Raw genomic sequence first — 20,892 nt, 5'->3', positions numbered from 1 at the left:
TAGAGGAAAAGGGAATCGCATTGAAAAAATCTGCCGATAGTGACGAAAGCTCTTCCCGTGTCTCTGATGATTCTACCCATATGGAACGTTCAGGTTTGGGAGAAGATGGCTCTCCTAAATATCATCAGGCAAATCCTGAATCCATGTCAGAGGAAGCGAAACAAAAGGAACGCGATTTCCGTAAAAAGCTGAATCGAGATGCAAGAGAGGTCATTTCTGATTCGATTCATAAAAAAGTAAAGCTCATTGTTCACCGTCCAGACTACGATGAGGAAAACCAACAGGAATATGTTCGTCTTTGTCAGGGACTCATGCCTATCGTGCAAGAGATTGCTAGAAAGACACTTCCGTATCTGGAACATGAGATATCTTCCGACTTTGCGAGGAATCGTTACTACGGCAGCAAATTTCAAGCAGACAGCGTTGCTTACAGGGATTACAAGTATTTTGCCAAGAAACGTCCTCCAACAGAATCCCCTTCTCTTGTAGTTGGTCTACGGGTTGATGAATCGGCATCTATGTCAGCTTACGGGAGATTAGAAGCAGCAAAACGAGCAGTGATCGCCGTGTATGAATATTGTCAGCTTTGTCATATCCCCATTTTGATCTACGGCGATACTGCGGATGTTTCCAGATTGGAGCAAATGTCGATCTTTGCCTATGCCGACTTCGATAAAGCGGATGCCAATGATCGCTTCAGGTTAATGAGAATTCATGCGAGAAGTAATAATCGCGATGGCATGGCTCTTAGAATTATGGCGGAACGATTAGCCGCTTCCCCCCAAAAAACAAAACTGTTGATTAGCATAAGTGACGGACAACCGAAAGCAATGGATGACTATACTGGAAGTTACGCTGTTACAGATATGAGACAGACCATACAGGAATATGAACGAAAAGGAGTTACATTTCTTGCAGCAGCAATCGGTCAAGACAAGGATGTGATAAGTGAAATCTATGGGAATGAAAGATTTTTGGATATTACAAATTTACATGAGTTCCCTGCAAAGTTAGTTCGGATTATCGCTCGGTATTTATGATTAAAGCGCGGGCATCTCTCTCTATCTGTGTCGCATAGAGAGGATGCCCGCGCTCTATTATTTTTCAATATACGCGTATTTAAAGTAGGAACCGCCGAGAGGGAAGATTACAAAGTCCTTCACCTTGTCGCTTTTCACATAAGCATTGCCGCGGAAGTGCAGTGGTGCCAGCGGCATTTCTTCCATGAGAATTTTTTCGGCGTCAAACATCAGCTGCTTGCGCTTTTGCTCGTCGGTCTCATAGTAGCTCTTATTGAGCAGATCGCGGTATTCCTTGTTGTCGAAGCGAACGACGTTGTTGCCACCCAAGTCCTTGTACATTTCGAGGAAATTGATCGGGTCGTTGAAATCGGCTCCCCATAGCCAGATGCCGAAGTCGTATTTGCCATTTTGGACATCCTCGTTGAACACTTTCCATTCTGAGGTGCGAATATCAATGTCGACCCCCAGTGTTTTCTTCCACTCGTCTTGGAGTGCTTGAGCCAGCTTCTTGTCCGTTTCTCCGGTGTCGTAGTAGTACGTGACTTTAGGGAATTGCGTCAGCCCGAGTTCTTTCATGCCTTCTGCCAAAAGCTGCTTGGCCTTCGTCACATCTTCTTTAAAGTAGCCATCCGGATTCAACCCCATGGAAACGGGAACCCAGCCATAAGCTGGTGGAACACCGGTCTGTAGGATGTTATCTACCAATTGCTGTCGGTTGATGGAATACGAAAACGCTTGGCGAATCTTTTTGTTGGTAAAAGGGGGCTTTTCTGTATTGAAGATGACGGCTTTGGTGCCGGGGTTATCTGCGACGAGCAGCTTACCTTCTTCTTTAATCTGTCCGACTGCATCCGGTGACAAGCCAAAGGAAGGGTAGCCTCCCCAATCCAGATCGCCATTTTCAAACATGGACAGGGCGGTGTTGTTATCCTCGATGATGACAATATGGATCTGATCTAGCTTGACGTTGGTGCTGTCCCAATAAGTAGGGCTTTTGCTGAAGGTGAGCTTGGACTTGTGCTCCCACGTATCCATGATAAACGGGCCATTGCCAACAATTGTTTTGGCTTCTGTTGCCCACTGGGGGTTGCTCTCGATTGTCTTTTTATGAAGTGGGTAGTAGGTAGTGAATGAGGTCAATTCGCGGAAGAACGGTGTTGGTGAGCGCAAGGTGAAATCTAATGTGTAGTCGTCCTTTGCCTTTACCCCGACGTCTTCTGGCTTGCCTTTTCCGGAGTAAAAGTCTTCGCCCCCCTTGATATAGAAGAGCTGATACGCGTAGCCGGAAGCGGTTTTGGGATCGAGATTGTGCTTGATGGCGTACTCAAAATCGTGAGCGGTAACAGGATCGCCATTGCTCCATTTGGCGTCCTTTCGAATGGTAAAAGTAAAGTGAGTGAAGTCAGGAGTGTGCGTGTAGCTTTCCGCGATGGCGTTGATCATCTGGCCTTGACGGTCGACGGTGGTCAGTCCTTCGAAGGTGAGATTGATCATGTCCATCGAGGTCGAATCTGTTGCAATGCCGGCATCCATCGTAGACGGCTCCCCGGTGATGCTCCATTGCAAGACCATTGGCTCTGAAGTAGTAGGCTTAGCTGTTGTTTCCGCTGGAGGGGATTGGACATTGTCGGCGGGCTTCGAGCTACAGCCGACTGAGAGACTAAACAACAAAACAGCAGTAGAAATGCCTAGTAGCCACTTGTTCATACTGTCCTCCTGTTAAATTATTTGAAAAATAAGAAAATTTATAGTTCCTCAAAAGAATAAAGCACAGCAATCAGTCAGTCATTCAACATAATGTATAAATATTCACCGAAAATCACAGGTACATGTCGGAATAAATTCATACAATTTGTCCGTTACTTCAGTAACGATTGATCTGAATGGACAACAAAAGCCACCCGCAAAAGGTGGCTTTGTCATTGGGAGGGAAGAAAGGATTACTTGTTCATCGGCAAAACACCATCGCGCGATTTTCTCGTCCAAGGTGTTCCGAGATAAGAAAGTGCCCAGCGATCAAGACCATACCAGCCCGCAACCTTCCAAGCCAGAACGAGCCAAGTGGCAAAAACAAAAAGGAGTGGGTTGGTGCTGACCGTTCCTGCGAACAGAAAGCTGACGTTCATCAAGCCGCCGAAAAACGCTGCGATCCCTGTCAGGCATCCGAGGATCAAGCCGAGTCCGACGAGTACCTCACCCCAAGCAACGAGGAAGCCGAACACCTTGGCATTTGGCAATACCATATTTTCCAGGAACCAGGCGTACCACCCCGTTACGTCCTTTCCTTCGGCTGCTTTTGCCAAGGAGCCTTTTACGAATCCTTGAATCGCACCGCCAGCCGCATCTCCGGTCCAGCTATCGGACTGGACTTTTTTCCATCCCGCAGTAATCCATGAATAGCCGACATACAGTCTGATGATCAACCAGAGCGCAGCCGATTTTGTGCTGGTGAATAGGAAGTGTGAAACAGGATTTTCAGGAATAATAATTTCGTTTTGACGATTTTGCATGTGGGTGTCCTCCTACATACGTTTTGCACATCTTTGTTCGAGCTGATTTTAACATAACAAATGGCGGTGTAGTGCCGTTTTGGGTATAAGTTCATACGGTGTTCATTGACACTATAAGCACGGTGTTAATGGTAAATCCTAGTGTGTATATTGCCAAAATACAGTAAACTCATGAAAGGATTGACAAGTTAAGATGTGGTAAATTATGTTAAGTTATGTTAAAAAATAAAACTTCTTGGAGCAGACTTATGAAACGAATGTGGAAATCTTTTCGTACTAAGCTTACCTTGATGATTTCTTTATTTACGATGCTGGTAGCCATTGTGTTGTCTATTATTGACTATGCTCAGTTCAAGGCGAATATTATTTCTGACCAAGCGGTACAGTACCAGCTGGTAGAGGATCATGTCACGAATTCAGTGAAGAATGTGGATATGGCATACGGCGTCTTTGAGAAAGACATGGAAACCCGCATGCAGCAAACACTGCAAGTGTTAACAAATAATTATCGGCAAAACCCAGGGGTGGAGACATGGGACTATGCAGCCCTGCGTGAGCAGTATGGGATGGATATTTTCATCATTGACCGAAATATCAAGGTCGTTCATTCCAGCGTCAAAACCGATATTGGGCTTGATTTCAGCAATGCTGGGGCATTTACGGAGCTGTTGAAAAAGCGGATCGATGGAAATGAGTTTTCTGCCGATGGCATGGAGGTTTCCGTCAATACAGGTCAAATCAAAAAGTTCGCTTATCTGCCTACGTTTGACCAGAAGTACCTGTTTGAAGTCAGTGTGAATTTGCAGGACAGCGCGCTTTTCCAGACCTTTAATTTCTTGGCTGTGTCCCAGGCGATCACGGAGAAATACGACATGGTGAAAGACATTCTGGTCTTTTCTCATGATGGTTACGCTTTGGGGAGAACAGGGAGCGACGGGAAAGCCTTGCGGGTGATTGATAGTCACTTGCCGATTTTTACGGAAGCATACCAATCACAAGAGATCAAAGAGTTTCATGAAAAAACAGAGGAGAAAGATCTCACTTATCGCCTCGTCCCGTACAAGCTAGGCAAAGATTCCAATGATCTCAGCCGATCACGTGTCATCAAGATTGTGTATGATAATACGGAGCTGAACCAGAAGCTGGCGGACAATCTGGAGTCCGTTGTCTGGAAGCTGGTATGTTCCGTGGCAGGAGCGTTGCTTCTATCCTTCTTGCTGAGTCGCTGGATTACCCGCCCGATTGATCAAATGAGGGAGATCATTACGCAGACGGCTCAATTTGATTTGCGAGAAAAAATAGCGGTGAACGAGCAGGGCACGCAGGATGAGATAGGATTGACGGCACAGTCGATCATTGTCATGCGCGAGCAATTGAGTGAGGTTGTGAGCAAGCTGGCAGCGGTGTCCCGCTCGATCGCTGAAAATGCGCAAAGCGCGAAGCAAGCTACGAACAAAGTAAGCGAGCAGTCCAGCGGAACAGCGGAGGCTACGGGCATCTTGCTCGCCCATATGCAGGAGACGATGGCGGCCACAGAAGAGATGAATGCGACCTTGAACGACATGGAGACCGTCATTCACTCGATTACGAAAAGAACGGAAGTAGCGGCTGCGACCGCGCAGGATGTCAGCTCTCGGGCAACTGCTTTACGGGAACATGCATTGGCTGCGGATAAAATGACGACAGAGCTGTATATGAATGTGAAGGCACAAACGGAAATTGCGATCAGCGACTCGAAGGAATCGATGGAAAAAATCAACCTGTTGGCAGAGGCGATACTCACAATCTCCGAGCAGACGAATCTGTTGGCATTGAATGCGGCGATTGAAGCTGCACGTGCGGGAGACAGCGGTAGAGGGTTTTCTGTCGTAGCGGATGAGATACGCAGACTGGCGACGCAATCGTCTGAGGTCGTGATTGATATTCAACGCATTATCCAGGTCACGGGCGAATCCGTAGACAATTTGGCGACTCATTCGTCGAGCGTATTGGACTTTATCGAAACGCGGGTCATTCCTGACTATGATAGCATGATGGAAACATCGGAGAAGTACAATTTGGATGCGCATCGTTTCTATACGTTGCTGGAAGAATTCAATGCGTCTTTTGAAGAGTTGAATTCTACAATCAGCAGTGTGGTTTCTGTCGTGGAGCAAGTGACGAACTCGATGGAGGAAAGTGCCCACAGTGTGGAGTCGATCACAGAGCAATCTCGCATTATTGCGGATAACAATCAACAGGTCGCGGCTATTTCAGAGCGAAATGTCGGCTTGACGCAGACGATGGAAGAGATCGTGCATCGGTTCAAAATCTAAGAGTGCCCCCCTTTCTAGTGAAAAATGGAAGGGGGGTTTGTTAATATATTTTCAGGAAGGATGTAGGGCTGAAAATAAAAAGGTTCTACGGAGGGTATGTATGAAAACCTTTATTTACATGGTCAGGCATGGAGAATCACCAAAAAACGAAGGGGACGAAAGAACACGAGGACTGACTGAAAAAGGTTGGTCAGATGCCCGTATCATTACTCAATTGTTGAAAGACGAGGGGATAGATGCGTTCATTTCAAGTCCGTATCAAAGGGCAATGGCAACCATAGAAGAACTAGCCCAGTCCCTAGGGAGAGAGATCGTCGTTTTAGAAGAGCTGAGAGAACTCGTTTTTATCGGAAACAATCAAATCATGGCTGATAGCGAATTGTATCCATTAGTAAAGAGGATGTTTACTGAGCCAGACTTTTCTTTACTTGGAGGAGAGTCCATCGCAATTTGCCGGAATCGTGTTGTAAGTGCGTTGCGAAAAATTTTAGAGCAATATAGAGGACAGAAAGTTGTAATCGGAACGCATGGTGCCGTTATGACATTGATGATGGGGTACTTTGACAGTCAGTACGATTTGGATTTTTTATTGACGACGTCCAAACCTGATATTTACAAAATGGAGTTTCAGGGTGAAGTGCTCGTGGAAACGAAGCGATTATGGAGGAACTGACTTCCTATAGGAAAGAGGAGGCTTACCATATGGATAAAAGAGAGTATATCAAGAGTGGTTTTGAAGCTTACTATGCTCGATATAACCAAGTGACAGAGGAAGGTTTTTGCAGATGGATCCGGCCAGACGTCCCTGATGTCATGAAGGTAGCTGATATCGATGAAGAATGGTCCAGATGGAAGCTGGTTCCTTCTAGCGTAAGTCACGAGGATGTGGCTGCACTCGAAGAAGAATTTGGGCTGAAATTCCCGGAGTGGTATAAAGCCTTCATTTCTACTTACCATCATTATTTCGACGTCATTCCTGAACAAGGGATTGATGAGCCTTTTGATCGTATTAAGGATATGTACAACCCGTTACTTTGCAAGTTAGGCTACCTTCCTTTTTCATGGGATACGGAGTACGGTAAACTAGGATGTATCGATTTACAAGAAAGTCCAGATGAAGAGAAGTGTGCAATCTATGAGATTGACCATGAAATTTTGTTTGAAATGGATGACGAAAATACAGAACGCAACGAACTGAAAGAATCACTGATTTTTTTATATCCGAATTTCAAAACTTATTTTGACCACACTTTTTTAGATCGTGCATGACGCGAAAATAAACCCTCTTTCACGAAAATAGGAAAGAGGGTTTTGCTTGTGAGGTTTTTGTGAGAATCGTTTTGTTACGCTAGGAGCCGACTACGACTCTATGAATCTTAGCTTATCAGGGTTTCTGACAAAGTATAGGTTACGAATGACTCCGTGTTCGATATGCAAAAACACCACGGTGTCGATTCTGCCGTCCTGTCTAATCAGAAAGCCAGTCTGGTTGTTCAAAGGTACGAGCTCTACAGAGAAATCTGGACGCTTCGAGAGGCTGCGTATCAAGCCGAATAAGAAGGAAGCCACGCGTTCGCCAGACAAGATCGGATGCAGGGCTGCGGTGACCTTGCCGCCGCCGTCGGAGAGCAATACCGCATCTGTGGCAAGCAGAGTGAGCAATGTCTCGACATTTCCGTGCTCCAACGCAGACAGAAAACGGCCGATCCATTCTTCGCCGAGCTCTTTTTCTGGGGTGAGATGAGATTCCTCTGGGTCAATCCCCATTTTCTTTTTAGCTCGACTAACAATCTTGCGGCAATTCGCTTCGGTTTTTCCAACCAGCTCGGCAATCTCGTCGTATTGGAAGTCAAAGGCTTCTCGCAGAACGAATACCGCTCGTTCTGGGGGAGACAGCCTCTCCAACAGGACGAGCATCGCGTAGGATAGCAAGTCTTTGGTGATGACAGAATCATAGCTGTCTGCATCAGGGGTAGAGATGGGCTCTGGTAGCCACGGTCCAGTATACAGCTCTCGTTTTTTGCGGGCCGATTTTAACAAATCGAGGCAGCGGTTTGTGGTCATTTTGCACAGGTAGGCCTTCGGTTCGGCCATCTGTTCTAGCGAGACATCATGGGCCTTCACGAATACGTCCTGCACGATATCCTCCGCATCTGTGGCCGAGCCGAGCATCTGATAGGCGAGGCGGAACATGAGCCCCTTATATTGTTTGTACAGAGCCTCCATGGCTGTGTCACTTCCTCTTGTATCTTCGTACGTCCCTATTTTTTCCTATTTTATCATGCTGGCAACATTCCAGGTGAACTGGCGAAGCTTCCACCCCAATTTCCCTGTCAAAATGATATCGAGTCCCCATTTTCTCGTCCAAACCATTCCGCGTTCAGGGCCGAGTCCGACGCAGTAAATGTCCATGTAGCTTTTGTGTGCGAGGGCAGGGGTGCCGTCCAAATCCGCCAGCACAACTTTGCCCAAACGTATCGCCTGCCCGGAGGCTTCCTTACATGTCATCGTGTCCGCTTGCCCGCTGGTTGGATCTACGATGCGCGCACAATCGCCAATACTGTACACCCCCGGTGTTCCCGCTACACGATAGGATTCATCGACGACCACCTGTCCGTGTGTGGTCAGTGGCACGCCCATGCTGCGCAATGCGGGATTGGGCAAGAGTCCGAGCGACCAGACACACAACCCGACAGCAAGCGTGCGACCACGGTCCAGCGTCAGCATTCCGTCCCGTTCATGAAGTGCCTTTTGACCATGCAGAATGGTAACGCCGCCATCTGTGAGTGCACTCTCCAGCTTGCGCCCCATTTTGGCAGGGCCTTCCGTAAACAAACGATTTTGTGCGTTGATGAGATAGACGTTGACTTCATCAGGATGGATGCCGAGGTACTTCGCTTCCTCGCGCATAGCGAAAGCCAGCTCCGCAGCGGTCTCCATCCCGCTGATACCCGCTCCCGCAACGGCTATTGTTAACAATCGCTCACGTTCTAATGGCTGTTTCTCATGGACGGCTTGGCGCATGTTGGCAAGCCACTTATCCCGAACCGCTTCGGCCGCCTCGACGCCCGTCAAAGCGATGCCGCCTTGTTCTGGCTCCGGTTGGCGAATGACGCTTCCTACTGCCAGAATGAGCATGTCGTAGGGCAACGCCTGTTCTTGACCATTTTTGTTCCGGAATAAGAGGGTCTTCTCCTTCCCTTCGATCGACGTGACTGTACCTTGGACGAATTCGACGCCCTCTGGAAACAGGCTTTTTAGCGGAATCGAGATATCTGTTTTGGCAGCAGCTGGTTTGAACAACAGGACTTTGCGAAGGTGATGAGGCTCTCTATCGATTAAGATGAAGCGGATCGGGCGTCCTTTGCACGTCTCGCGAACAGCTTTTAGTGCGTGGATACCAGCGTACCCGCCTCCGACAATCACACATGTTTGTTCTTTCATGCTTAATCAGCTCCTCGTTTGGTTTGACCATATAACGAGAGAGGGAGCGATTGTGTGACACACCGCAAGAGGAAAATGTCGAGGAAAATCGAATAGGGATTAGATGGGAAGATAGACATCTGAATTCGTAGGAGGATTCCAAGCATGTCATACAACATCTACACTTTCGCACAAAGATCAGATTTAAACGATCAAGCTGATGCACTAATCGAAGCAAGCTGGTCTGCCTTCATGCTAAATGACGAAGTGGCTAACGAATATTACGGTCATCTGTATGACTGGTTCTCTCCTTATCAATTCATGCTGACGGACGAAGCTGACAAGGTGATCGCTGTAGGAAATGCGATTCCATTTTATTGGGATGGCACTGCGGAAGGGCTGCCAAAAGGGTGGGATGATGTCTTTCTGCAAGGGATTGAAGACTACCGCCAAGAAATACAGCCAAACGCGTTATCGGCACTCTCCATCTCCATCGATCCCCACTATCGTGGACACGGTCTCAGCAAGCAGATGGTTACGGCGATGAAGGATATCGCCAAGGAAAATGGCTTGGCATACTTGGTGGCACCCGTACGTCCATCGCTCAAGCACAAGTACCCGCTCACGCCCATGGACAAGTACGTTCAGTGGAAAACGACCGACGACGCCCCGTTTGATCCGTGGGTGCGCACGCATTGGAAACTGGGAGCGACGATCATGCAGGTTGCGCCGGAATCCATGCTGATCAAAGGAAGCCTGACGGATTGGGAAAGCTGGACAGGGATGAAATTCCCGGAGTCCGGATCGTACATCATTCCAGACGCATTAGTTCCCGTGCAGGTTGACGTAGAAAAGGACGAAGTCATATATATCGAGCCGAATATTTGGATGCAGCATTTTTTGTAGAGCGATCAGGAAGTCGTTCTCCTGATGGCCCTCATTACGGCAATGTTTTAATCAGTGGAGCCGAAGCAGTGCGCGAAGAACAAACAGCGAAGTAGCCGTTGTGGAAATCACAGCGGTTTTTTTTGCATTTTCTGTCACCTTTTTGCCGTGAGACGGATCATACCTAATAGCAAGCAATCAACGGATGAGGTGAACGGGTTGAACGAAGCAGAAACAATGCCAGCGAGTCTGGAGGTTACACGGGAAGCCAGACTGAAATGGCTGATGCAGCATTACGGGGAGAAGATTTTTCATCTGGTGAGTCTCACGGTAAAGAACCATGCCTTGGCGGACGATATTACCCAAAACGTGTTTATCCAAGCATATCGGCATCTCGATCAGTTCCGCGGGGACGGTCAGATCAAGCATTGGCTCTACAAGATCGCGATGAATGAAAGCAAAAAGCATTTTCGGTCGTGGTCCTTTCGCAACATTTTTCCGACGATGGATGATCATCTGGGCGACCTGATGGATCGGCAGGCAAACAATCAGGTAGAGGAAGAGATTTTGAACCGGGTGAAGCGGGAAGAGGTCGTCACGTATATTCAATCCCTCGCACTGAAGTACAGGCAGGTTATCCTCTTGCACTATTACGAAGACCTGTCGATTGCGGAAGTGGCGGACATTCTCGCGGTTTCGCAGGAGGTCGTCCGTACGCGTTTGCATCGAGCCAGGAAGCAATTGAAGGAGACTATGTCGAAGGAGGTAAAAGGATGAGCGACGATCGCATGTGGAAGGAATGGAGTCAATCAGCAAAGCAATCCGTTCGTGAAAAATATCCGTTTCATTTGGAAAAATTCGAGCAGGAAGTACTCACAAAAATTCAGCGTGAGAAGCGTCGCCGTCGCTGGCAGGTAACCTCTTGGGCAGCTGGAGTGGCAGTTGTCGCTACCTTTTTCTTCCAGATTGTTCAGCCCTTCGATGGAAGCTTGTGGGGACTGACTGGTGCAGAGCGAGGCCAGGAAGTATTTGAATGGATCACACCCGACGAAGGTTTCATGCATGCTTTGAAGAACGGCTATCCGATTCTGCCTGAGGTGAAGTTGGAGAAGGACGGTTTTGTTTATCAGATCAGGGATGCCATGGTCGATGACAGACGGATTACGTTTACGCTGTTAATCTCCGGTGAAAAAATGGAGGAGATTGCGCGAATTCCAGACGAATCGAAAAGAAGCGAGATGCTTTATGGGAGTCTTCGTGTAGATTTGGGGGAGCTGATAGAAGTAGGTCATGCTCCGAAAGATTTTCAATTAATCGATGGTGTGCATTATCTTATCATCAAACCGAATTACCGAATTGACGAGAAAAAAATGCGGGAGTTCATGAATCAGACGAAGCCTGTTCTGCCTGTGCAAATTGTAGATATGCGCAAGAAAGAAGCTGATGAAGTGGTAGCCGAGCTGTTGCTGCCTCTGCCAAGGTCCGTCACTGTAACAGAAAAAGCAATCCAACCGGATACAGAAGTAGAGGCTGTGCTAGAAACAGACAGCCTGTTGACGAGGCTGAAAGTAAATCAGATCATAGCCTCTCCGACGGTGATGGAAGCGGAGCTGGAAGCTGCTTTGCAGGATGGATTCGAGCTGTATCGCTTGGAGAATGTGAAGCTGGTAGATGGGAAGGGAAAGGAATATCCGGCAATTGACGACCGAATCAATGAGAATCTGGAGCGGGTTCGAGGTGGCGATGCTACCGGGATTCAGGGCAGCGACAAGTATACAATGCAGTTTTTCCCATCTCTCTTCTTTGAAGATGTACCGGAAAAACTCGAGCTTCGATTCGACGAGGTAACTGCGAATAAGTCCATTAGAGAAAATATCGTGCTTGATCTGAATGCCAAATATCCGCAAAGCATTCCGTTTGGAAAAAAGAATAAGCTGAACATAGAAAAGGCGTATTACGACAAAGGGAAGCTGTTCATCGTTATTCCAAACCAGGCACCGGAAGACATTAACCTGCGAGTAGAAGGTCAGTACTACAAGGATTTTATGATCGCAAAAAATTTGGAGACTGTTTCGATTGTCTTCGAGGTACCCAAACAGGATACGTACAAGGTAGAGATGAGTGGTCTGGAGTTTGAGAGATTCGCCTTGGATAGCGTTATACCTATTACAAAATAAATAAGATTCCACTGGAAGATTCACGAAAAAGCCTTTGCACGAACCAGGAGGTCTGGTATTGTGCAAAGGCTTTTTGTTGTTTTTTACACCCAACCGAGTGCTCTTGCCGCCTGGGCAGTCAAGAACGTTACTCCGATCGCAATGACTAGAGGAATGAGTGCGGAAAGCACCGTCCATTTCACACTTTTCGTTTCCTTGTAAATATTGAACAAGGTTGTGCCGCAAGGGTAATGAAGCAGAGAGAACAACATCATATTGAGTGCTGTCAACCATGTCCACCCATGCTGCAAGAAGACATCCTTGATATTGTCGATCCCCTCCACATCCACCATGGCACCGGAGGACATATACCCCATCAGAAGGATCGGCAGCACGATTTCATTAGCGGGTAGACCGAGAATAAAAGCCATGAGAATATAGCCATCGAGACCAATGATTTGCGCAAACGGATCAAAAAAGGCAGCCATATGCGCGAGGATGCTGTCTCCACCGACATAGATATTGCCTAATATCCAAGTGAGGATACCGGCAGGGGCGGCCACAATGACGGCCCTTTTCAGCACGCTCCACGATTTATCTTTGCTCGCAATCAGGATGGTTTTCCAAATCTGCGGACGCCGATATGGGGGCAGCTCCAGCGTATAGTGTGTCGGTACTCCGCGCAAGGCTGTTTTGGATAGCGTCCAGGAAACCGTAAGAGTGATAACGATTCCAAAAATAACCATTCCCATCACGATGAGAGCAGTGGTCAGTGATTGCCAGCCACTAGTCGCGCTGGTCGCCATAAACAGTGAAGCCAATAGGATCAAGGTAGGCCAGCGACCATTACACGGGACGAAATTATTGGTCAGAATCGCCAGCATTCGCTCCCGAGGAGATTCGATAATCCTGGTGGAAAGGATGGCAGCTGCGTTACAGCCAAACCCCATCGACATGGTTAATGCCTGTTTTCCGTGTCCGCCGGCGTTTTTGAACAGACGATCCATGTTGAACGCGACACGCGGCAGATATCCGAAGTTCTCGAGCAGGGCAAAGACTGGGAAAAAGATAGCCATCGGAGGCAGCATGACGCTGACAACCCATGAGGTACCGCGAAAGAATCCGAGAATCAGAATCCCGTGCAGCCAATCAGGTGCATGTACAGCTTGAAAGCCAGCAGTTAGATAACCCTCGACAACACCGAACATGTCGGCAAGCATTCCGGATGGAACATTGGCACCTGCGATCGTGATCCAGAACACCGCACCTAAAATCGTCAGCATGATGGGGTAGCCCCATAGTTTGGACGTCACAATTTTATCCAGCTTATATGCACTAGTCAGCTTTTGCTTATCTTCGTATGTCACAGCTTCCTTACAAATGCTGCGACTGGTGCGGTAAATGTCACTCACAATCGTGTCCCGAATTGCACTTCCTTCCACTGAGCTCCGGGCCTCGGAAAGAAGCGCATCAAGGGAATCAGACGGATTAGTGGCAAACGGTTCGGCCATGGGTCAAAGGCTCCTTTCTTGCAGCTGTAGCCGGATCTTGCATGCGATCTCTCAAGGTTCGCAACAAACTTTCATCTCCATCTAACAACCGCAGAGCGATCCATCTTGTCGGAAAACGGCTACCCAAGGTTTTCTCGATTAGCGGCTCCAACTGTGCCAGCTTGGATTCAATCTGTTCACTGTAGGTTATCTGTACAGGACTGGGCACGATTGTTCCGTTCGCTACTTTTTCCACCAGATCGAGCAAATTCTCGATCCCGATATGATTTCTGGCGGAAATGGCGACACAGGGAACACCTAATCTTTGCGAGATTTTTTCCAGATCAATATGAATGCCAAGCTTTTTCGCCTCATCGATCAAATTGACGCATACGACGACGTGGGGGGTCATTTCCAATACCTGCAAGGCCAAATTGAGATTCCGTTCCAATGAAGTTGCATCCAGTACCACAACGGTGACGTCAGGTTGCTCGAAGATAATGTAATCTCTTGCCACTTCTTCATCCGTCGAGTTGGAATACAAGGAATACGTACCTGGCAAATCGATGATCCGAAAAGTCGTATTTCCCCGTGAGAATTCTCCCTCAGCCATTACGACTGTCTTTCCTGCCCAGTTTCCCGTATGTTGGCGAAGTCCCGTCAATGTGTTGAATAATGTACTCTTACCGGTATTCGGATTTCCTGCCAAGGCAATCGTGTAGGAATTCATTTTTCGTCACTTCCCACGTACTCCCCGAATATGAGGGAGCTTTCTTCTTTGCGCAGGGCGATGATCGTGTTATTTACCCGAAAGGCAATGGGATCGCCTAGCGGACTTTTTTGCATGACTTCAACGATGTTGCCGGGGACGAATCCGAGATCCAACAATCGCCTACGCAGTATACCCTGAACGTCAATACGATCCAGACAGATGTGGCTACCAATCAAGGCATCAGACAAAGGAACGCTGATAGATGGCATGATGTTCACTCTCCTTTTTCGTTAAGGACAAACTGTTGGCTTAGGGCAAAAAATAAGGTAAAAAAAAGTGCACGTATTCGATTTCTTCATGATTTTAGTTTAAGATAAGACTCTTTCCCTGGCAACAAAGTTTTTGCTTAAGGAAACTTTTTGGTCATAGAAAAAACTGCACCGCCAATCGTTCATGGTATCTAACGATGGAGGTACAGTTCAGTCTTGATGGTCTATCGCGTGTATCTAACGGCTAGATCCGTTCCACCGGGCTTGTCAGGCAAGTAGGCCCACCTGTTCCCTTAAAAGAAATCTCCTGGCCCTCATATTCGTACACAGTCGCACCTGCATCGAGAAGGCGTTGCTTCGTAATCGGGTTGCCGGACACGACCATGCACACACGCGGCGCGAGAGCGAGAACATTGCTACCGAGATTATCGTACTCATGATCCGGTACCTCGATTAACTGAATGCCTCTGTCAATGAGCAGTTGGCGGAAAAATACTGGCATCAGCTTGGAGTAAACAACTGCTAAATCATGATCGACCATGCTGATAATCGACATCAGATGCAGACATTCCGCAGGACCGCGATCATACGGGAGCTGTACGACGATGATTTCATCTGTGAAATCCTTGACCATTTCCGTAATTTGAGCGATTGCCGCTTCGTTCGTGCGGAAGCCAAGGCCGATCGCGAGCGTTTTTTCATCCAGCCAGACGAGATCGCCGCCATCTGACAAGGCATCGCCTGTGAGCTGTCCCAGGATCGGGATATTGTTTTCTTTTAAAAAGGCTTTGTATACTTCGGCTTCTCCCTGACGGAGCTCCTTGCCAGATTTGAGGATGATTGCCCCTTTAGAGGTAAATTTCACAGGGTCATGGGCGTAAATGGAGTCTAGTCCGGTTTTATCAGATTGTGGCAAGTGCAGGACGTTTTCTACATGCTCGCGCAAAATCGATTCGAATTTGGCGTATTCATGCAGAGCGCGGTCCCAGTCAGGGCGGTCTGTATAGTTGAAGGTTTTCCACAATTGATCGAGATGTTCTTGACTGATAAATGCTTGATGGGGATGCTTGATGATGACGGTATTCATCTTTTTGACCATGGATTGGCTGCCTTGGAACATAGTTGCCTCCCTTTTTCCACATTACAGAATATTATTCATATTTCGAAATGTTCACCATTAGTTTACACATTCTGATTTCTGACTGTCAATCTGTGATTCCTACCTGGAGTTTTTTTGCGATTCACAAAATTAGAGCAAATGGTTTAACATAGTTTCATATGAGAAGATAGATAGAAAAGGGGGGATGACCGTGATTCAATCGTTTGACCGAGCGATGGCGATTGCAACGGCACTTTCGTCGGATGAACATAGAAAATGGTGGACGATCAATGATTTAGCGAAGGAATGCCAGCTCCCGGTCAGCACCATTTATCGACTGTTGTACACGTTGATGAAGCATGGACTGGTAGAGCAGGATGCTGCGACCAAGCAATATACGTTGGGGATTAAATGGATGGAGTTCGGTTTGCGCGTGCTTGATCGGATCGATTATCGCAAAGTAATCAAGCCGAAGATCGAGGAGCTTGCCAGAGAAGTGAACGAGAGTGTTTATTTCAGTCAGCCTAGCGGACTCGAATCCATTGTCGTCGATCGCGTAGACAGTCAGCACAATATCCGCATCTACGATCAGTTGGGCTTGCGGATTCCGATGCATATCGGTGCGGCCAATAAAGTCGTGCTGGCACATATGTCTGTGGAAGAAGCACGACAAACCGTAGTGCAACTGGTGGGTGAAGAGCAGGTACCTGCTTTTATGGAGAAGCTCAAGGAAATCAGAGCTGCTGGTCATGCGGTCAGCTTTGCGGAGCGGACGGAAAATACGGCGTCCGTCGCAGCACCAGTAATTGATTACACCCAAAAGGTAATCGGGGCGTTAAGCATTGGAATTGTTACGTATGATTTGAAGGAGGAACGACTCCAGTATTTGATTGAACGGGTAAAGGATGTCGCTCACAAAACCTCGCAACGGCTAGGCGGCCTGTCAAAGGCTTGACTGGCCTTTTTTTATTTCGATGAAACCAACTGTGAAGATAGTTCGTAGAAAAAAATGTAATTTCTATAAAGGGAGTGCAACAAGAAGTTACGAGAGGGGCTAATCTATTGGGATTTCAACCACCTTTTCGAAAAGATACTGATAAAGAAGGCAAGATTAGCTTTTCGAAAATGTTCATGGTGGTAACAGCTCTTGTGGTTATCGATCTCATAAAACTCGATCTTCCCACTTGTCCGGGAAAGAGATACACCAGGGGGAGACTCCTGGTGTTTTGTTTTGCATAATGCCTTCCCAGAAATTGCATAGTAAAGCGTGAAGGGAGGGGACAAACGTGGAAGGATTCGGTGAAAGCATGCTCGTCATCGGGCGCGTATGTACGATTATTCCTTTATTACTGCTAGTCACCTTGTTCATGGGCAAGCGCTCAATTGGGGAGCTGCCTGTCTTTGACTTTATCATCATTATTACTTTGGGATCAGTGGCAGGGGCTGACATTGCAGAGCCAGATGTCCGGCATATTTCGATTGCAGTAGCGATTTTGATGTTGGGCATCTTGCAAAGGGTCGTATCGCAGTTGTCCATTGTCTTTCGCTGGTTTGGCAGAATGGTTACATTTGAACCGACCGTCATCTTCTACAACGGGACTTTTCACGTCAAAAACATGAAAAAAATCCGCTACTCGCTCGATAATGTCCTCCATATGCTTCGCGAAAAAGATATTTTTGACCTGGCGGAGATTGATTTGGCTATTATCGAGGCGAACGGTCGGTTGACTGTGCTCAAAAAAGTAGAGCAGCAGTTCGTAACGAAACAAGATTTAAACATCCAGACTTCTTCTGCGGGAATGTCATTGCCTGTCATTGTGGAAGGCAAGATATATCCGGATGTGCTGTCATATCGGAACCGCGATGAGCAATGGCTTGTGCACGAATTGAAGAAAAAGGGGATCGCGTCCGAACAAGTCTTTCTTGCAACGATCAATCGCCAAAATGAATTGCAGTTCTCCTTAAAAAACGAAAAAGAATCACAAGTACCCCCGTTGCATCATTAGCTATCGAATGGAAAAAGGCACAGTCCCTCTGCAAAACCTGCATGAAGTCACTGTGCCTTATACGGGAGCATAATGGTGAACTTGGTTCCTACTCGTGGTTTGCTTGATACATTGACCGTTCCGCCAATCGCATGAATGACATGATAGGAATACGTCAATCCAAGCCCGGTCCCAGTTGTTTTCGTAGAAAAGTAAATCGTTCCGAGGCGGCTGATCTGTCCTGCATCCATGCCGACACCGTTATCCTTGATGATCAACAGTGCTTTGTTTCGCTCGATGAGCAAGTCCAGGGAGACTTTTCCGTCCGAAATATCCGAGCACGCCTCGATGGCATTTTTGATGAAATTCACCAACACTTGCTTGAACTCGTCTGGATTGGCCTTGACGGTCACAGGTCTCTCAAAGTCTTGCAGCGTAAGCTCCACGTTATGCATATTGGCAAAGGGGAGCATTACTTCGCGGATGGTATGCAGATGCTCGCTCATATTAATGATCTCATGCCGTTCCTTCAGCGGTTTCGAAATCGCAAGGTACTCGGTCAAAATGGCTTCTGTCCGTTGGACTTCGTCGAGACTGATGCGAATGTATTGATCGACTTTTGCCAAATTTTCCGGACATTCTTGTATTAATTTCAAGAAGCCTTTGACAGCTGTCAGTGGATTGCGAACCTCGTGTGCGAGCGATGCAGCAACATGGCTCATCGTCTGGATTTTTTCATTTTGCGCGTGGCGAATAAACAGCTCCTTATCCGAAACGCATTTGCTGAATAGCGACATTAATAACCAGAGGCCGAAAAAGTTTTGAATAGGAATCACCATGGTGTAGTAAACGAGGTGTTGAGTTACATACGTGGGAAAAAAGTAATAAGTAGTCCCTAAAGCAACCGTAGAAAAAATCGCACTCGTCATAAAAAGATACAGTGTTTTCCGATAACTGGCTTTGTAGTGTCGATATAAAAAGAGTGACAAGACAAAATTGACTGTAAGGATCAGCATCGCAACCCATGTTCCTTCTCCACCTAGGTAGTACCGATAAACCAAGGCTTCAATGAGAAGGAGCAAGGCAATCTCGATTCCGCCATAAACGAGTCCGAAAAGAATGATGATATGTCGGATATCAAAAAACATGCCATTCGTGACACTCGGGGCGAAGGTCATCGCGAGAAACATGCAGGCTGAGCTGGTGATGACAATAAAGGAACGGCTGTAGTTCCGCATTTTGTCACGGTAATAGATGTTGAAAAACACAAACGGGATAATGGCGAAAAACCATTGAAGAATGACTTCTTTTAATAGACTCATGTAGCATCCCCATCGCAAATATTTGCTAGGCTTGTATCAATCTACGATAATTCGACAAGACACAACAAAATCCCTCTTGATGTTACAGAAGAAACTGGAATATTTATCAAGAAAATTCTTTCGGTAAACCCAGTTGACAGATAGGTAATTGCCAGATTATATTCTGTATATACTTATACAAACGTTTTGAAAATAGAAACTACTCTTATCAAGAGAAGGCTGAGGGAATGGCCCTATGAAGCCCGGCAACCTAGCACGAGAGATTACGTTCTTTCGAGCCAAGGTGCTAACTCCAACAGGTAGAATACCTGACAGATAAGAGGCGAGAATCTTGTCGATTTTTGTCCTCTTTCTCTGTGAAAGAGGATTTTTTGCGTAGCTAACGTGGGGAAGAAGCGCATTTCCAGTCTACGCTTCGGCCTCCGCCCCGCTGTGAGTGAAGACTGTCCGCTTCGGAAGAAATGGCGGGAGCGCTTCAAACGTAGAAGGTTCGAGGCAGGATTTCATAAGTGAAGCTGAAATTCCCCGCCATTTCTTCCTACGCTGAGGTGGGCTCCAAAGGCGCTTGGACTGGAAATGCGCTTCTTCTACGAGGCTTTTGTCATCTGTTATCAAAAAGAAAAAGGGGGAAATTTTTGATGAAAAAGAAACTGGGATTACTAACTTCACTAGTTGTGGCTGCATCTGTTCTCGTGACTGCATGCGGCGGAGGAACAAGCACCGGAACCGGCAGCACAAGCGGCGGTGCTTCGGGAGAGAAGGCAAAGAGAATCGCATTGATCATGCGTCAAAACGTAGGGACATTCTCCGCACAATACATTAATGGTGTGAAGACAGAGGTGGAGAAAAACGGCGGCGAGTTGACTGTATTCAACGCAGATACTGATCTGGCAAAAATGGCGTCCAACCTCGATGCGGCTGTGAACCAAAAGTTTGATGGCATTCTGATCGACCATGGTACGGCGGAAGCGTTGCAGCAGGGCACGCAAAAAGCTGTGGATAAAAAAATCCCGGTCGTCCTGTTTGATACAGACATCAACATTCCGGGTGTGCCAGTTGTGGCGCAGGATGACAACAAATTGGCAGAGCTGAGCCTGGAGAAGCTGGGTGCAGATACAAACGGCAAAGGCAGCATCGTAAAAATTTGGGTAGCTGGCTTTGCGCCTATGGAAAAACGCCAAGTCACGTATGAAGCTTTCCAGAAGAAATACCCAGACATAAAAGAGATTGCGGCATTCGGTTCTGCTACTAACAATACGGCACTCGATACACAAACGCAGATGGAAGCGATCTTGAAAAAGTATCCGAATAAAGGCGACATCACAGCAGTATGGGCGGCTTGGGATGAATTTGCCAAAGGGGCGACACGTGCCATCCAGCAAGCAGGCCGTACGGAAATCAAGGTATACTCCATTGATTTGAGCGATGAGGATCTGCAAATGATCCAGACGGAAAACTCTCCGTGGGCAGCGACGGCAGCAGTAGACCCATCCAATATCGGACGCATTCATGCGCAAACCGTGTTCCAAAAAATCAAAGGTGAGCAAGTGCCAGACAACGTGAAGCTGAATCCAGTGCTGGTGAAACAGGAAGACCTGCCGAAGGATAAGAAAGTAACGATGGGCGACCTGTCCCAATACGTACAAGAGTGGGGCAAGTAAGAACCAAATTGGCTTTTCCCGTTGATCTGTATCCGTCAACGGG

At 47.2% G+C, this 20,892-nt stretch carries 19 protein-coding genes and 1 riboswitch; of the genes, 10 read left to right on the top strand and 9 right to left on the bottom strand.

The genetic code is table 11. The annotated features are described in order from the left end of the window. The first annotated feature begins 20 nt into the window (after positions 1-20). A complete protein-coding gene (locus PMI05_RS15985; protein ID WP_007723530.1) occupies positions 21-1,040 on the top strand; it encodes a nitric oxide reductase activation protein NorD in 1,020 nt (339 codons plus the stop codon). A 57-nt stretch (positions 1,041-1,097) separates the two neighbouring features. On the opposite strand, the gene PMI05_RS15980 is transcribed toward PMI05_RS15985, so the two are convergent. Both PMI05_RS15980 and PMI05_RS15975 read right to left on the bottom strand, forming a co-directional pair. Next, on the bottom strand, positions 1,098-2,729 hold the full coding sequence (locus tag PMI05_RS15980; RefSeq protein WP_007723527.1) for a peptide ABC transporter substrate-binding protein: 1,632 nt from the start codon (positions 2,727-2,729) through the stop codon (positions 1,098-1,100). Positions 2,730-2,962: 233 nt separating this feature from the next. Continuing rightward, positions 2,963-3,532, bottom strand: a complete 570-nt coding sequence (locus PMI05_RS15975; RefSeq protein WP_007723525.1) for a DoxX family protein — start codon at positions 3,530-3,532, stop codon at positions 2,963-2,965. Positions 3,533-3,780: 248 nt separating this feature from the next. Here PMI05_RS15975 and PMI05_RS15970 point away from each other — a divergent pair, with 248 nt between their 5' ends. The 3 genes from PMI05_RS15970 to PMI05_RS15960 all read left to right on the top strand — a co-directional run bounded on the left by PMI05_RS15970 (position 3,781) and on the right by PMI05_RS15960 (position 7,116). Beyond that, complete coding sequence (locus PMI05_RS15970; RefSeq protein WP_007723523.1) at positions 3,781-5,847, top strand: methyl-accepting chemotaxis protein; 2,067 nt, start codon at positions 3,781-3,783, stop codon at positions 5,845-5,847. Positions 5,848-5,947: 100 nt separating this feature from the next. Further along, positions 5,948-6,520, top strand: coding sequence for a histidine phosphatase family protein (locus PMI05_RS15965; protein WP_007723521.1), 573 nt, complete (start codon positions 5,948-5,950; stop codon positions 6,518-6,520). Between the two features lie 29 nt (positions 6,521-6,549). Then, positions 6,550-7,116 carry an SMI1/KNR4 family protein gene (locus PMI05_RS15960; RefSeq protein ID WP_007723520.1) on the top strand — a complete coding sequence of 189 codons (567 nt, stop codon included), beginning with the start codon at positions 6,550-6,552 and terminating at the stop codon, positions 7,114-7,116. Positions 7,117-7,206: 90 nt separating this feature from the next. Here the strand turns inward: PMI05_RS15960 and PMI05_RS15955 are convergent, their stop codons facing one another. Together PMI05_RS15955 and PMI05_RS15950 are read right to left on the bottom strand one after the other, a co-directional pair. After that, positions 7,207-8,073, bottom strand: coding sequence for an RNA polymerase sigma-70 factor (locus PMI05_RS15955; protein WP_007723519.1), 867 nt, complete (start codon positions 8,071-8,073; stop codon positions 7,207-7,209). A gap of 45 nt (positions 8,074-8,118) precedes the next feature. Next, on the bottom strand, positions 8,119-9,291 hold the full coding sequence (locus PMI05_RS15950) for an NAD(P)/FAD-dependent oxidoreductase (protein ID WP_007723518.1): 1,173 nt from the start codon (positions 9,289-9,291) through the stop codon (positions 8,119-8,121). 144 nt (positions 9,292-9,435) lie between these two features. Between PMI05_RS15950 and PMI05_RS15945 the strand changes: the two genes are divergently transcribed. The 3 genes from PMI05_RS15945 to PMI05_RS15935 all read left to right on the top strand — a co-directional run bounded on the left by PMI05_RS15945 (position 9,436) and on the right by PMI05_RS15935 (position 12,332). Beyond that, entirely contained in the window at positions 9,436-10,176 is a 741-nt protein-coding gene (locus PMI05_RS15945; RefSeq protein WP_007723517.1) for a GNAT family N-acetyltransferase, read from the top strand. A 198-nt stretch (positions 10,177-10,374) separates the two neighbouring features. Continuing rightward, the gene (locus PMI05_RS15940; RefSeq protein ID WP_007723516.1) at positions 10,375-10,932 is read left to right on the top strand and encodes a sigma-70 family RNA polymerase sigma factor; all 558 of its coding nucleotides are present in this window, start codon (positions 10,375-10,377) and stop codon (positions 10,930-10,932) included. Next, positions 10,929-12,332, top strand: a complete 1,404-nt coding sequence (locus tag PMI05_RS15935) for a hypothetical protein (protein ID WP_007723515.1) — start codon at positions 10,929-10,931, stop codon at positions 12,330-12,332. The genes PMI05_RS15940 and PMI05_RS15935 overlap by 4 nt, the downstream gene beginning before the upstream one ends. Positions 12,333-12,415: 83 nt before the next feature. Here the strand turns inward: PMI05_RS15935 and PMI05_RS15930 are convergent, their stop codons facing one another. The 4 genes from PMI05_RS15930 to PMI05_RS15915 form a co-directional block, all read right to left on the bottom strand. Then, the gene (locus PMI05_RS15930; protein ID WP_007723514.1) at positions 12,416-13,822 is read right to left on the bottom strand and encodes a nucleoside recognition domain-containing protein; all 1,407 of its coding nucleotides are present in this window, start codon (positions 13,820-13,822) and stop codon (positions 12,416-12,418) included. Beyond that, a complete protein-coding gene (locus tag PMI05_RS15925; protein WP_007723512.1) occupies positions 13,800-14,531 on the bottom strand; it encodes a FeoB small GTPase domain-containing protein in 732 nt (243 codons plus the stop codon). Before PMI05_RS15925 ends, PMI05_RS15930 begins: the two co-directional genes overlap by 23 nt. Next, positions 14,528-14,782 carry a FeoA family protein gene (locus PMI05_RS15920; RefSeq protein WP_007723510.1) on the bottom strand — a complete coding sequence of 85 codons (255 nt, stop codon included), beginning with the start codon at positions 14,780-14,782 and terminating at the stop codon, positions 14,528-14,530. Before PMI05_RS15920 ends, PMI05_RS15925 begins: the two co-directional genes overlap by 4 nt. 244 nt (positions 14,783-15,026) lie before the next feature. Then, the gene (locus tag PMI05_RS15915) at positions 15,027-15,902 is read right to left on the bottom strand and encodes a dimethylarginine dimethylaminohydrolase family protein (RefSeq protein WP_007723509.1); all 876 of its coding nucleotides are present in this window, start codon (positions 15,900-15,902) and stop codon (positions 15,027-15,029) included. Between the two features lie 190 nt (positions 15,903-16,092). On the opposite strand from PMI05_RS15915, the gene PMI05_RS15910 reads away from it, so the two are divergent. Continuing rightward, a complete protein-coding gene (locus PMI05_RS15910; RefSeq protein ID WP_007723508.1) occupies positions 16,093-16,836 on the top strand; it encodes an IclR family transcriptional regulator in 744 nt (247 codons plus the stop codon). Positions 16,837-17,167: 331 nt separating this feature from the next. Next, positions 17,168-17,887 (top strand): DUF421 domain-containing protein, encoded by a 720-nt coding sequence (locus tag PMI05_RS15905; RefSeq protein ID WP_007723506.1) that lies wholly within the window; start codon positions 17,168-17,170, stop codon positions 17,885-17,887. A gap of 47 nt (positions 17,888-17,934) precedes the next feature. On the opposite strand, the gene PMI05_RS15900 is transcribed toward PMI05_RS15905, so the two are convergent. Next, positions 17,935-19,188: a sensor histidine kinase gene (locus tag PMI05_RS15900; RefSeq protein ID WP_007723504.1), complete on the bottom strand. Its 1,254-nt coding sequence runs from the start codon at positions 19,186-19,188 to the stop codon at positions 17,935-17,937. A 202-nt stretch (positions 19,189-19,390) separates the two neighbouring features. Beyond that, a riboswitch (SAM riboswitch) is annotated at positions 19,391-19,510 on the top strand. Positions 19,511-19,826: 316 nt separating this feature from the next. Between PMI05_RS15900 and PMI05_RS15895 the strand changes: the two genes are divergently transcribed. After that, on the top strand, positions 19,827-20,849 hold the full coding sequence (locus PMI05_RS15895; RefSeq protein WP_007723502.1) for a sugar ABC transporter substrate-binding protein: 1,023 nt from the start codon (positions 19,827-19,829) through the stop codon (positions 20,847-20,849). Positions 20,850-20,892: the final 43 nt, after the last annotated feature.

This window comes from Brevibacillus sp. BC25, assembly GCF_000282075.1.
Taxonomy (GTDB): domain Bacteria; phylum Bacillota; class Bacilli; order Brevibacillales; family Brevibacillaceae; genus Brevibacillus.
The sequence above is the reverse complement of the archived record's forward strand: the minus strand, read 5'-3'. Positions and strand labels throughout refer to the sequence as shown.